The organism is Rhodobacter maris, assembly GCF_900217815.1.
Lineage (GTDB): Bacteria > Pseudomonadota > Alphaproteobacteria > Rhodobacterales > Rhodobacteraceae > Rhodobacter > Rhodobacter maris.
Window position 1 is genome coordinate 1 of sequence record NZ_OBMT01000028.1, and the last position, 10,920, is coordinate 10,920.

The window sequence follows — 10,920 nt, forward strand, 5'->3', positions numbered from 1 at the left end:
AACCAAAGGCGGTATGAACACCAAGCTGCACGCCATCTGCGACAGTCAGGGACGACCGATCGACCTGTTCGTCACCGCTGGGCAGGTCAGCGATTATATCGGCGCACGGGCGCTGCTCGGTGGCCTGCCAAACGTCAAATGGCTACTCGGGGATCGTGGCTATGACGCGGACTGGTTCAGAGAAGCGTTGCTGGAAAAGGGGATACGCGCCTGCATCCCTGGTCGGAAAAAACGCAAGACGCCGGTCAAATATGAAAAGCGGAGATACAAGCGGCGCAACCGCATCGAGATCATGTTCGGCAGGCTCAAGGACTGGAGGCGCGTCGCGACCCGCTATGACCGATGCCCAAAGGTGTTCCTCTCAGCCATCGCCCTCGCGGCTCTCGTCATTTACTGGCTATGAATCCTGACCCTAACGATCAAGGTCCCGGGTCGTATCCTCTTGGCCAAGGCGGGAGAGGCCCTGGAAATCCCCCCTGGTCTGGGACACTTGGTGCAGAACGACGGGCCAGAAGACCTGCGCATCCTGCTTGTCTCGGTCCCTGATACGCTCGGCGACCGGTATCCGATTGACGAGCTGAATTTGGGTGAAGCGCCCTGAACAGACAAACTGATCCAAGACCTGCAGAACTAAATCGACCCGTGCCTCGACGGTGGTCAAAGGCAGCGGCAGCAAGTCATATCCCGCCATGGCATAGGCCTGCTCCATTGCATCTGCCGTCGCAAAGGCCTCGTGGAAATCCTGCCCGCGCTGCGCATCCTGACCGAAGATCTCGGGCCAAGGTGGCGCAAGAAAGACCGTCGTGCGATACCGGTAGAGCTCGGCCGCCGCGTGAACATGTGTGGGCGCCTCTCCCACATAGAGCTGGAGATAACCGATCACATCGGGAATGCCGCGATCGAAGACCACAGGACCATCGGTCCCCTGCGCCTCGTGCCACGAGCGCACCTCCCAGCCGAGCATGAGCTCTGCAAAAAGCTGCCGGTCCTGACCGTGCCAGCCTGTCCCGCCGATCCGGGTCTGATCCTGAATGATCGCGCGCCCGGCTTCGGGCATTGTTGCGAGACCATGCCGCGCCAGTGCGGACAGAAGCGTCGTCTTGCCCGATCCCGGACCGCCGGTAATGACGAAAAGTCGGTCGTTCATAGTGATCCTGCTGGAAAGAAACCTGCATTCAGCCTGTCGGAAAAACGATCCGCCCCGGAGCATCCTTGGGCAGTCGACCGGAAAGCAACCATGCGGCAGCAAGCGGCCAGAGCGTCTGTTCGAAACGGGCGTGGAAAAATGCGAAATGCCCGATCTCGGGCACCGCGATATCCGAGGGCGCGATCCGCAGATGGGTTCGATCCGCCCCGGAATAGTAGTCGAGCAATCGCTGCCCCGCAGCTTCGGTGCAGAACAGGTCATCTGTCAACCCGATGGCCAGGAGCCGCGCCCGGGTGGCGCCATGGCGCGCTGCCAGGTCTGCCCGGTCCAAAGCGGAGCAAACACTCGTCTCGAACCGCGGCCCCATCCGGCTCCAGTCGCGCACCACGCCGCGCGGCACATCCTCGAGCCATCCAAGCCGTGCCCCCGGAAAATAGCCGAAGAGCTGCGTCACGGCTGGCATGAAGAGATGCCATTTCAGATACATCGCACGCCGCTGGCGGGAATCGTAATCGCGCCAGTAGGCGAATTGCGCGCCAACCGTCACGATCCGGTCCAGCCGATCCGAGGTGCGCGCCAAACCCAGGGCGAAGCCGCCGATTGAATGGCCCACGGCGCAGAGCGCACGATCCGGCCAGCGCCTGCCAGCATAGGCAAGCACCGCCTCAGCATCGAGGACGCCCCAATCGACCCATCCCGCCTGCAAATCCTTCACCGGCGTGGAGCGGGACTCACCAATCCCGCGATAGTCGAAGGTCAGGACCGTCGCCCCCTGCCCGGACAACCAGGATGCGAACCGTGCGTAATAGCGCGCCTGAACCGCCGTAGCGGCATGAAGCACGACGACAGGGCCGGTGTCTGCGTGCCAGATCCCACCCCTGATCGGATACCCGTCTTCAGCCGCCACCTCGAAGCGTTCGGCGGGCATCGCCGAGGCGGGCCTTTCAGGGTTCGGCCGCGATGGCGGAGCGTCAGGTCTCCAACGATAGAGCATTGGTGTCCACATTCGTCGCAGGTCCGACAATACGAGAACAGCTTCCTTTGAAAGGGAAATCACGCCAAATGAGCTTTGCTACGGCTCACCTGAAGCCAATTCAATTGCGGGACCGGTCGGATTGGCGCTCTCTTCTCGCAGGAGGGCACCGAAATGACCCAGGATCGCATGCCACGCAGCCCCGTCGTCACGCTCGACGATCTGGACCTGTCGCCACAGAGCTATGGCACCCGCTTTCATGCCGCCATGGCGGCCATCGCCGCCCCACTCGGAGCGACGCATCTGGGGGCGCGGCTGGTGGAGGTTCCGCCTGGCAAAGCGGCCTGGCCCTTCCATGCCCATCACGCCAATGACGAGATGTTCATCATTCTCTCGGGCACCGGCGAACTGCGGTTCGGCCCCGACCGGTACCCGGTCGCAGCCGGCATGGTGGCGGTCTGCCCTGCGGGTGGCGCCGAAACGGCCCATCAGCTGATCGCAACCGGCACTGAACCTCTGCGATATGTCGCGGTCAGCACCATGCGAGAGCCTGATGTGATGGCCTATCCCGACAGCGGCAAGCTGACAGTTTTCGCGGGAGCTGCGCCCGGAGGTGACAAGGCAAAGCGCCGGGTTGCCAGCTCCTTCCGGACCGCGGATTCGGTCGATTACTGGGACGGCGAAGAGGCATGAATTCCCTCGAGTTTTGGTTCGACTTCTCGTCCGGTTACGCCTTCTTCGCTGCGCAGCGGATTGAGGCCATCGCGGCAGACCTGGGTCGGACCGTGCTCTGGCGACCCTACATGCTGGGCACCGCCTATAAGGTGACGGGGGCACGTGGATTGTCGTCGACGCCGCTGAAACGCGACTATGCGCGGCGCGACTGGGCGCGGATCGCACGGCACCAGGGACTGACTTTCCAGCTGCCCGCCGACCATCCCCATGTCGCCCTGGCTGCGACGCGCGCCTTCTACTGGGTTGAAATACAGCACCCTGAACTTGCTGCTGCCTTCGCGAAGAGGGTCTTCACCTTGTATTTCAACGACAGTCTCGACACCGCCTCACCCGAAGCCGTCTCGCGGCTCGCCCCGGAGTTCGGCCTTAAGCCCGGGGCCCTTCTGGCCGGCATCGCCGACCCTGCCCTGAAAGAAAAAGTCCGGAGGATCGGCGAAGATGCGGTGGCACGGGGCGTCTTCGGATCTCCCTTCTTCATCGTCGATGAAGAGCCTTTCTGGGGCTGGGACCGCATGGAGATGATGGCAGAGTGGGTCAGGACCGGCGGATGTTGACCGCATCGGCGATCCGCTGCCTGTCCGCCGCGGACGCTCCGCGCCTTGCCGATCTGATGACGGCCTATCGGAGAGCCATGAGCGGACCGGCAGAGGCAATGACGCCGGAACAGGCTACACCCCTGATCGAGCGCGCCGTCAGCGATCCGGATCTGCTGCTTCTCGGGGCGGATCATGGCGGCGCGCTTGCCGGCTTCGCGCTGGCCTTCGACTTGCCCGAGATCATTTCAGGAAGCCGTGCCGGTCAGCTCGACGACCTCTTCGTCATGCCAGAGGCCCGGGGAAGCGGCCTTGCCCGCGCCCTGATTGGCCAGTTGACCGAGATCGGTACCGCGCGCGGCTGGACCCATCTGCGCTGGCTGGTGCCGCAGGACAATCTGACGGCGCAACGGTTGTATCAGTCGATCGCCGACCCCGCGCCCTGGGACAGCTTCCGGATCGAGCTGAGCCAACGCCGCTCAATCTAGGTCGACCCGGTAGCGCTTGACCGGATCGAGCGTGGCAATCCGGTCATAGAGCCGCTGCGCAATGAGGTTCTCATCGCCGGTTTCCCATTCGATGCGGCGCCAGCCCTGCGCGCGCCCCTCTCGAACCAGTCGCTCGACAAGCCGTTCCGCCAGCCCGTGACGCCGCGCTAAAGGTGCGATCCAGAGATCTTCCAGGATCGCGATCTTGGCCGTGCTGAAGCTGTGCTGGCGAAGGATCACATGCGCCAGCCCGGCGGCCTGCCCCTGAACGAGAACCAGCCAGCCGAGAAGCGGCGCAGCTTGATCCATAAGGCGCTGCCAGATGACGGGCATGTCCGCGCGGGCTCGATCAGGTGCCGCGAAATGGTCCAGGTTCTCTTGCCAGAGGTCTTCCCATGCCACGCGGTCGTTTTCCTCAAGTCGCCGGATTTCGACCGCAGCCGCTTCAATGCGATTCATTTAATCTGCTCCCGGCTCCAGTTGCCTTTGCGCGAGGTTCCTTTCCCCGGCCGAGGCCTCGACCATCCAGCGGCTCAGGTTGCGCACGCGACGGTCCCTGGCCAGCGCCTCGGGATAGACGAGGAAATAGCCTCCGCCCGTATGAGCCCAGTGCGGAAAGAGCTGTTTCAACCGCCCGGCTCCGACGTCGAAGGCAGCGATCTCCACGCCTGCCAGCGCCACCCCTGCCCCGTCCATGGCCGCGCGCAGTGCGAGCCCGGCGGAATCGACCATCATCACCGCAGCAGGCCGGATCGGCCCGCCCGGCAAAGTCGCGTTCCATCGCGCGTAGTTCTCTTTCCGATACTGCGAGAGAAACAGGGTCATGCCCGATATTTGCGCGCGCATTTCGTCGGGGTCATCCTTGCCCAAGGGCGGCGCGCCGAACAGGCTCACGGTTTCTTCGAACAGCAGGTCCGCCTGCAACCCATCCCATTGGCCCTGCCCGTGCCGCACCGCCGCATCGGCCACTCCGGCAGACAGGTCCACAGCCTCCTGTGTCGTGGATATCAGCAGATCGAAGCCGTTGCGCTCGAACGGGTAGCGCGTGAGCCGGGGCGAGAACCAATGGGCCGCGAACGTCGGCAGCATCGACAGCCGCAAGGGGCCCGCGTTGCGATCCTGTCTGAGGCCGCCGACCGCCTCGATGATCCGGGAAAACCCCTCGCTCAGATCGGGCGCCAGTCTCGCTCCGGCCTCGGTCAGTTCGAGCGCCGCACCGACCCGTCGCATCAATGTCAGGCCTAGCGCATCCTCAAGCCCGCGCAACTGGTGGCTGACGGCGGATGGCGTTACGCCAAGTTCCAGCGCCGCCTCCTTGATCGAGAGATGGCGTGCCGCAGCCTCGAAGGCTCGCAGGGCGTTCAGGGGCACATTCAGCCGAAAGGGTACTTGTTTATCCATAGATCCTCACAAACCGACTATCGCCGATAACCGGCACCTCGCGAACGACGCTTTCTCATCAGCGCCTGAAAACTGCTCACTCGCCTGCCCGGCTCCTGAACCCGAAGATCGTCCCATCATCCGCGAAAAGGGAGATCCCGAATGCTGACCGAAGCCGTGAAGGTCCCGCTCGTCGATACAGCGAGTCCCGTCTGGTTCGACGGGACGCTTCTGCCGTCCGGTGAGGCGACGCTGCATGTTCTGACGCACTCTCTGCACAACGGCGGCGCGGTCTTCGAAGGAATCCGCGCCTATGACGGTCGCCTGTTTCTGGGCAAGGAGCATTTCCGGCGCCTGCAGCGCTCGGCCGAGCTTCTCGGATACACGCTGCCATGGCTGGTCGATGATCTTCAGGCCGCGGCAGAGGCCGTGCTTTGGGCCGGCGGACTGAAGGACGCCTATGTTCGGCCGATCGCCTGGCGCGGCAGCGAAAGCGTCACCGTTTCCGCACAGGGGTGCCGGATCCATACCGCCATCGCGGCCTGGGACTGGCCGGTGGAAACCGCCCTCGGAGACGGCACAAGCGAATTGCGCCTGGTTCTGTCGGATTGGCGGCGCCCCGCGCCCGATACGGCGCCGACGGCGTCGAAATGCTCGGGCCTCTACATGACCGGAACCTTGTCGCGAGCCGCAGCCGCCCGTAGCGGACATGACGATGCCCTCATGCTGGATATGGCAGGCCATGTCGCCGAAACCACGGTGACGAACATCGTCCTCGTTCGGAATGGCAGGCTTCTGTCTCCCCTTCCCACATGCTTTCTCGACAGCCTGACCAAGCGCCATGTCTTCGACCTTGCGCGTGGCCTTGGCCTGTCGGTTCATGAAGGAACCGTCAGCCTCGACGATCTGGATGCAGCCGACGAGGTCTTCGTCACGGGCACGTCTGTCGAGCTTCGCCCCGTGGTCTCGCTCGACCGCCCCGGCAAGCACAGCACATGGCCCGTGGGGCCGATCACCACGGCCCTGCGCGAGGCGTTCCGCGCCTTGACCCGGGCTCACGCGTAGTGCCAGACCAGCAACAGGCCGAGGCAGACGATCGCGGCGCGCAGGAGTTGCGGCTTCACCCGGCGCGCCAGCCGGCCACCGATGACACCACCTGCCGCCGCCCCCAGGAAGACCAGGGCAGCCGGCCCCCAGGCAACCGCGCCGCCAAAGGCGAAGATCAGGACAGCGATACTGGTCGCAAGCGTCGCCAAGACATTCTTGACCACGTTCAGCCGCTTCAGATCGTCGTCCCCCGTCACGGTCAGCAGCGCCAGCAGCAGCACCCCCAGCCCTGCCCCAAAGTAGCCACCATAAAGGGCCACGACGCCTTCGGCGCACGCGGCAAGGACGGGCCCGATCGTCACCCCGCGGCGGGCGAGCCAGCAGTTGAGCATGGGCCCTGCCGCAAACAGCAGCGTCGCGAAGAGCAGCAGCCAGGGGACCAACTGCCGGAACAGCGCATCTCCCGACACCAGCAACAGCCCGGCCCCCGCCGCCGAGGCCAGCGCAAACACCGCGACGCGTCCGGGCCGCGCGATCAGTTCCTGCCGCAGCACTGCGCCTTCGCCAATCAGGCTGGCCGCATGGCCGGGCCAAATCGCCACTGCACTGGTCGCGCCCGCCGTCACCGGCGGCAGCCCCACGGCCAGCAGCGCCGGGAAGGTAAAAAACGTGCCGCCGCCCGCGATCGCATTGCACAGTCCGCCGAGCAGCCCCGCGCCCGTGAGCAGCGCTATTGTCGTCATATCCATCCGATCCTCCGCTCCGCCTCCGCGCGATCCTGACGGAAGCGCTGGAAAGTTGTGTCGGACCGGTGCCAGATGATACCCCGGAGGTGCCAACATGCAGCGCGATGAGATTGGAGGATTTGTCGAGGATGGAAGTCCGGTGATCGGCAGAGTCACGAGCTTCACACCCGGCACCATGCCGGAGGCGCATGCGCATTGGCGCGGACAGATCGCCTGGTGCCCGGACCGGCCGGTGACGATCGAGACAGGACGCAGGCTGCATCTTCTCTCTCCCGGCATGGCGATCTGGCTTCCGCCGACGCACCGCCACCGCATCCGGGCCGAGGGCGCGCGGAAATCGGTCAACCTCTACACACGGCCCGCCGCGGCGCCACTGCCCAAGAACCCCACACCGTTCCCTCTCGAGGCGCTGGAGACCGAACTTCTCCGCACCCTGGCAGGATCCAGCCGCGCCGACCGGCAAGAGCCCGCCTTCGCCCGGCTAACGGCCGTGCTGTGGGACCGGCTTGCGCGCCCCGCCCCTGCGCCCACACTGCCCCTGCCTGCCGACCCGCGCCTGCGTCGGATCGCGCTGGCACATCTCGATGGGGCCGACCAATCGCTCGACTACTGGGCTGGGGCACTGGCGCTGTCGCGGCGCAGCCTGCAACGGCTCGTCCGTCGCGACACCGGGCAGAGTTGGGCCACTTGGATGCGAGACCTTCGGTTGGCACGCGCTATTGCCCCGTTGATGGCCGGCAAAAGCGTGCAGCATGCAGCCCATGCCGCCGGCTACGCCACCGCGAGCGGCTTCGTGGCTGCTTTTCATGCTGCCCATGGGATCACGCCCGGTCAGTTGCAGCGTCGGATGGAGATCTGAGGTCATCCCACGCGCCGCTCCGTCAGCAGTCGCAGGGCGAACCCGATCAAGACACTGCCGGTAACCCCGTCGAGGAGGCGAGGCAGGCGGGGGCCGTTCAGGGCGTTCTGAAACGGCACTGTCGCGGCAGTCAGCGCTGCAAAGAAGATCAGCCCCATCGACGCGTGTATCCCCGCGAGCAGAACGCTGAACGGCACCACCGGAACGCTCACGGGCAGAAACTGCGGCAGGAAGCTGATATAGAAGACACCGACCTTAGGGTTAAGAAGGTTGGTCATCACCCCACGCAGGAACCAATTCGGGGCGGAAGGCGCCATGACCCTCGGCAGACCCGGCTCTCGCGCACGGAACGCCCCCCGCAACATCCCGATACCCAGCCAGATCAGGTAGGCCGCGCCGGCAAGCTGAAGGCAACGGTAAGCCAGTTCCGACACGGCCAGCACAGCACCGAGCCCCAAAGCCGCAATCAATCCCCATGCCAGCACTCCGGTCACCACCCCTGCCCCCGCCAGCATCGCCCGGCGCGGCCCCTCGACCGCCGCCGTCCGCAGAACGAGGGCTGTATCGAGCCCCGGTGTGATCGTCAGCAAAGCCGCAGCAATGGAAAAGCTCAGCAATGCAGTTGCAACGTCCATGGCTACTCTCCGATCTCGTCCAGGAAATCTGCCAGAAGCTCTTGGCCTTCTGGCCAGGCGCCGAGGTTCGACGCCTCATTCAAATGGCCCCTTGGGCCAAGACGGCGCGGCCAGGCGCCTTGCCTGGCAGCCCAGGCTATCCCACTCGCCGTCGGATCATAGGGATCGTTCTCACTTGCAACGGCCAACACCGGCCGCTCACCAAACCCCGTTGCAGGTAACGCTCCGAATGCCTTTGCCTGCGCGGGGAAAGCCGGCCCACTCGGGTCCGGCACGGCGACAAGAAATGCCGCGGCGATCGCCCGGGACGACGCCGCACGCCAATGGGCAAAGAGCAGGCACCCGAGCGAATGGCATACCAGCACCGGCGGATAACGTGCTGCGGCGACCGCCCGGTCCAGGGCGGCAAACCAGTCCGCGAGGTCGGGCTTATCCCGGGAATTTGGCTCTATCCGGAGGGTGTTCGGATAGAAAGTTTCCCAATGACTCTGCCAATGTTCAGGGCCGGATCCCCCGATGCCCGGCACCATAACGAAACGACGGCTCATGCGACTCTCCTGGTGTTTACCTTTCTGGAGTGTCCCTTGCCGAACGCATAACGGGAATGGCAATTCATCGGCACTTGTGACAAATATCCGATGAATTAACGGAATCTGTGGTGGAACATGTCGACCAGTGCGCTCGACCGCCTTGACATCGCAATCCTCGAAGCGCTTCAGGAAAACGCCCGCACCCCGCTTTCGGAGGTCGGCCGCCGTGTCGGGCTTTCGCAGCCCGCGACATCGGAGCGTGTGAAGCGCCTTGAGGATCGCGGAATAATCGCGCGCTATACCGCCTGTCTGGACCCTGCCGCGCTCGGTCTGGGGATGACGGCCATCATTCGGCTGAAGACCGCGCATGAACATATCAAGCCCGCTTTGAAAGCCTTTGCCGAGATGCCGCATGTCATCGAAGTCCACCGTTTGACGGGAGAAGATTGCTTCCTGCTCAAAGTCCTCGTACCCACGCCCGGTCAGCTGGAGATTATCGTCGATACCATCGCCCGGTTCGGCGCGGTCACGACATCTCTGGTGCTGCGCTCGGAACCTGTAAAACCGCTTGGAAAGGCCCTGCTCGGCTGACAACGCCACGCGGATACCCGTTTGGCAAAATCTGCTTCCCCGAATATCATTCTGCCCCCTACTCAGTGACAGCTTGGTACCCGCGCCGCGTTTTCGTCGCAGAGAGTTTCATCAACGCCGTGACCGCTCTGCCTTCGTCATCGTGCTGCTCGATCAACATCTGCCCTCGAAACCCGATGCGCCCCCATTCTCGAACGAGGCATGCGCCACCAAAGAGATCAGGCTGAACGCTCATCCGATAGAAGCGCCGCATGTTGAGAGAGGGATCGATCCGTTTGAGATCAACGACGGTCGGGAACACATCCAATTGCTGCGTCAGGTCAAACATGTTGTACCCGCTCCTCTGAACACCACACTATCAAGCGCCGGTCGATGTTTCCACAATGTTCTATCGCTGGCAAGAAAAAGGGGGCTCACGCCCCCTTCTCGAACTTCACGACCGGGATACCCAGCTTCTTGGCCTTGTCGGCGAGGTTCTCCTGGATGCCATTGCCGGGGAAGACGAGGACACCCACCGGCAGCACATCGAGCATCGCGTCGTTGCGCTTGAAGGGCGCGGCCTTGGCGTGCTTGGTCCAGTCGGGCTTGAAGGCAACCTGCGTCACGCCGCGGGCCTCGGCCCATTTGGCGGCGATGAGCTCTGCGCCCTTGGGGCTGCCCCCGTGCAAAAGCACCATGTCGGGATGTTTGGTCCGGACCTGATCGAGCTTGCCCCAGATCAGGCGGTGATCGTTGAAGTCGGTCCCGCCGGTGAGGGCAACCTTGGGGCCTGCGGGCAGCATCACCTCGGTATCCGCGCGGCGCTTGGCGGCCAGGAAATCGCGGCTGTCGATCAGCGCGGCGGTCATGTGCCGGCGGTTCACCATCGAGCCGGTGCGGGGACGCCAGGTCGATCCCGTGTGATGAGAGAACTCGGTCGCGGCGTGATCGCGCATCATGTCCATGCAGTTGCGCCGCTCAATAAGGGTCAGGCCTTCTGCCGTCAGGCGCTCGAGTTCAGTCGATTTCACCTCGGAGCCGTCCTGCTCGCGCTGGAGGCGGCGCTGCGCCTGCTCGTTCTCGTCAAGCGACCGCTCGATCCGGGCCGTGGCGCGGTGGAAGAGGTTGACCTGGCCCCAGAGCACTTCTTCGAGGTCGGGCTCCATGCGGGTGTCTTCCAGGGTCGCGACGAGGGCGTCGAAGATGTCGGCGACGGCAACCGCAAGGCGCTGCGCATCGGGCATCGGGCGCGGATCGGGCTCGTCGAAGGGGCGGTA

General features: G+C 64.3%; 15 protein-coding genes and 1 pseudogene. 7 read left to right on the forward strand and 9 right to left on the reverse strand.

The genetic code is table 11. The features are described 5' to 3' along the window. The coding region (locus CRO22_RS17940) for an IS5 family transposase (protein WP_141399485.1) at positions 1 to 403 on the forward strand (403 nt) is incomplete at its 5' end. 207 nt (positions 404 to 610) lie between these two features. Here CRO22_RS17940 and CRO22_RS17945 read toward each other — a convergent pair. Both CRO22_RS17945 and CRO22_RS17950 read right to left on the reverse strand, forming a co-directional pair. Then, positions 611 to 1,147, reverse strand: a pseudogene (locus tag CRO22_RS17945) (AAA family ATPase); the annotation flags it as partial. 28 nt (positions 1,148 to 1,175) lie between these two features. After that, positions 1,176 to 2,153, reverse strand: coding sequence for an alpha/beta fold hydrolase (locus CRO22_RS17950; protein ID WP_097071518.1), 978 nt, complete (start codon positions 2,151 to 2,153; stop codon positions 1,176 to 1,178). A gap of 141 nt (positions 2,154 to 2,294) precedes the next feature. Here CRO22_RS17950 and CRO22_RS17955 point away from each other — a divergent pair, with 141 nt between their 5' ends. Genes CRO22_RS17955 through CRO22_RS17965 form a run of 3 tightly spaced genes read left to right on the forward strand, consistent with a single transcriptional unit; the run spans position 2,295 to position 3,876 of the window. Then, a complete protein-coding gene (locus CRO22_RS17955; protein ID WP_097071519.1) occupies positions 2,295 to 2,813 on the forward strand; it encodes a cupin domain-containing protein in 519 nt (172 codons plus the stop codon). Further along, entirely contained in the window at positions 2,810 to 3,409 is a 600-nt protein-coding gene (locus tag CRO22_RS17960; RefSeq protein WP_097071520.1) for a 2-hydroxychromene-2-carboxylate isomerase, read from the forward strand. Before CRO22_RS17955 ends, CRO22_RS17960 begins: the two co-directional genes overlap by 4 nt. Continuing rightward, positions 3,385 to 3,876, forward strand: a complete 492-nt coding sequence (locus tag CRO22_RS17965; protein WP_245861031.1) for a GNAT family N-acetyltransferase — start codon at positions 3,385 to 3,387, stop codon at positions 3,874 to 3,876. The genes CRO22_RS17960 and CRO22_RS17965 overlap by 25 nt, the downstream gene beginning before the upstream one ends. On the opposite strand, the gene CRO22_RS17970 is transcribed toward CRO22_RS17965, so the two are convergent. Beyond that, positions 3,868 to 4,335, reverse strand: coding sequence for a GNAT family N-acetyltransferase (locus CRO22_RS17970; protein ID WP_097071522.1), 468 nt, complete (start codon positions 4,333 to 4,335; stop codon positions 3,868 to 3,870). The two genes, CRO22_RS17965 and CRO22_RS17970, sit on opposite strands and share 9 nt — an antisense overlap. Further along, entirely contained in the window at positions 4,336 to 5,277 is a 942-nt protein-coding gene (locus tag CRO22_RS17975; protein WP_097071523.1) for a LysR substrate-binding domain-containing protein, read from the reverse strand. It abuts the gene before it with no gap. A gap of 141 nt (positions 5,278 to 5,418) precedes the next feature. Here CRO22_RS17975 and CRO22_RS17980 point away from each other — a divergent pair, with 141 nt between their 5' ends. Continuing rightward, a complete protein-coding gene (locus CRO22_RS17980) occupies positions 5,419 to 6,321 on the forward strand; it encodes an aminotransferase class IV (RefSeq protein WP_097071524.1) in 903 nt (300 codons plus the stop codon). On the opposite strand, the gene CRO22_RS17985 is transcribed toward CRO22_RS17980, so the two are convergent. Beyond that, a complete protein-coding gene (locus CRO22_RS17985) occupies positions 6,312 to 7,052 on the reverse strand; it encodes a sulfite exporter TauE/SafE family protein (RefSeq protein WP_097071525.1) in 741 nt (246 codons plus the stop codon). The genes CRO22_RS17980 and CRO22_RS17985 overlap by 10 nt on opposite strands. A 91-nt stretch (positions 7,053 to 7,143) precedes the next feature. Between CRO22_RS17985 and CRO22_RS17990 the strand changes: the two genes are divergently transcribed. After that, positions 7,144 to 7,908: an AraC family transcriptional regulator gene (locus tag CRO22_RS17990; RefSeq protein ID WP_097071526.1), complete on the forward strand. Its 765-nt coding sequence runs from the start codon at positions 7,144 to 7,146 to the stop codon at positions 7,906 to 7,908. A gap of 2 nt (positions 7,909 to 7,910) precedes the next feature. Here the strand turns inward: CRO22_RS17990 and CRO22_RS17995 are convergent, their stop codons facing one another. Then, entirely contained in the window at positions 7,911 to 8,543 is a 633-nt protein-coding gene (locus CRO22_RS17995) for a LysE family translocator (protein ID WP_097071527.1), read from the reverse strand. Between the two features lie 2 nt (positions 8,544 to 8,545). Continuing rightward, positions 8,546 to 9,091 carry an RBBP9/YdeN family alpha/beta hydrolase gene (locus tag CRO22_RS18000; RefSeq protein WP_097071528.1) on the reverse strand — a complete coding sequence of 182 codons (546 nt, stop codon included), beginning with the start codon at positions 9,089 to 9,091 and terminating at the stop codon, positions 8,546 to 8,548. Between the two features lie 117 nt (positions 9,092 to 9,208). On the opposite strand from CRO22_RS18000, the gene CRO22_RS18005 reads away from it, so the two are divergent. Beyond that, the gene (locus tag CRO22_RS18005) at positions 9,209 to 9,664 is read left to right on the forward strand and encodes an Lrp/AsnC family transcriptional regulator (protein WP_097071529.1); all 456 of its coding nucleotides are present in this window, start codon (positions 9,209 to 9,211) and stop codon (positions 9,662 to 9,664) included. A gap of 58 nt (positions 9,665 to 9,722) precedes the next feature. On the opposite strand, the gene CRO22_RS18010 is transcribed toward CRO22_RS18005, so the two are convergent. Continuing rightward, positions 9,723 to 9,992 (reverse strand): WGR domain-containing protein, encoded by a 270-nt coding sequence (locus CRO22_RS18010; RefSeq protein ID WP_097071530.1) that lies wholly within the window; start codon positions 9,990 to 9,992, stop codon positions 9,723 to 9,725. A gap of 85 nt (positions 9,993 to 10,077) precedes the next feature. Continuing rightward, the coding region (locus tag CRO22_RS18015; RefSeq protein WP_097071531.1) for a DUF2493 domain-containing protein at positions 10,078 to 10,920 on the reverse strand (843 nt) is incomplete at its 5' end.

What these genes read in the sequence shown, in the direction of transcription:
- CRO22_RS17980 (WP_097071524.1), top strand. Translation starts at nt 5,419, where the DNA reads ATGCTGACCGAAGCCGTGAAGGTCCCGCTCGTCGATACAGCGAGTCCC.
- CRO22_RS17950 (WP_097071518.1), bottom strand. Translation starts at nt 2,153, where the DNA reads ATGTGGACACCAATGCTCTATCGTTGGAGACCTGACGCTCCGCCATCG.
- CRO22_RS17975 (WP_097071523.1), bottom strand. Translation starts at nt 5,277, where the DNA reads ATGGATAAACAAGTACCCTTTCGGCTGAATGTGCCCCTGAACGCCCTG.
- CRO22_RS17995 (WP_097071527.1), bottom strand. Translation starts at nt 8,543, where the DNA reads ATGGACGTTGCAACTGCATTGCTGAGCTTTTCCATTGCTGCGGCTTTG.
- CRO22_RS17970 (WP_097071522.1), bottom strand. Translation starts at nt 4,335, where the DNA reads ATGAATCGCATTGAAGCGGCTGCGGTCGAAATCCGGCGACTTGAGGAA.
- CRO22_RS18005 (WP_097071529.1), top strand. Translation starts at nt 9,209, where the DNA reads ATGTCGACCAGTGCGCTCGACCGCCTTGACATCGCAATCCTCGAAGCG.
- CRO22_RS17985 (WP_097071525.1), bottom strand. Translation starts at nt 7,052, where the DNA reads ATGGATATGACGACAATAGCGCTGCTCACGGGCGCGGGGCTGCTCGGC.
- CRO22_RS18000 (WP_097071528.1), bottom strand. Translation starts at nt 9,091, where the DNA reads ATGAGCCGTCGTTTCGTTATGGTGCCGGGCATCGGGGGATCCGGCCCT.
- CRO22_RS17960 (WP_097071520.1), top strand. Translation starts at nt 2,810, where the DNA reads ATGAATTCCCTCGAGTTTTGGTTCGACTTCTCGTCCGGTTACGCCTTC.
- CRO22_RS18010 (WP_097071530.1), bottom strand. Translation starts at nt 9,992, where the DNA reads ATGTTTGACCTGACGCAGCAATTGGATGTGTTCCCGACCGTCGTTGAT.
- CRO22_RS17990 (WP_097071526.1), top strand. Translation starts at nt 7,144, where the DNA reads ATGCAGCGCGATGAGATTGGAGGATTTGTCGAGGATGGAAGTCCGGTG.
- CRO22_RS17955 (WP_097071519.1), top strand. Translation starts at nt 2,295, where the DNA reads ATGACCCAGGATCGCATGCCACGCAGCCCCGTCGTCACGCTCGACGAT.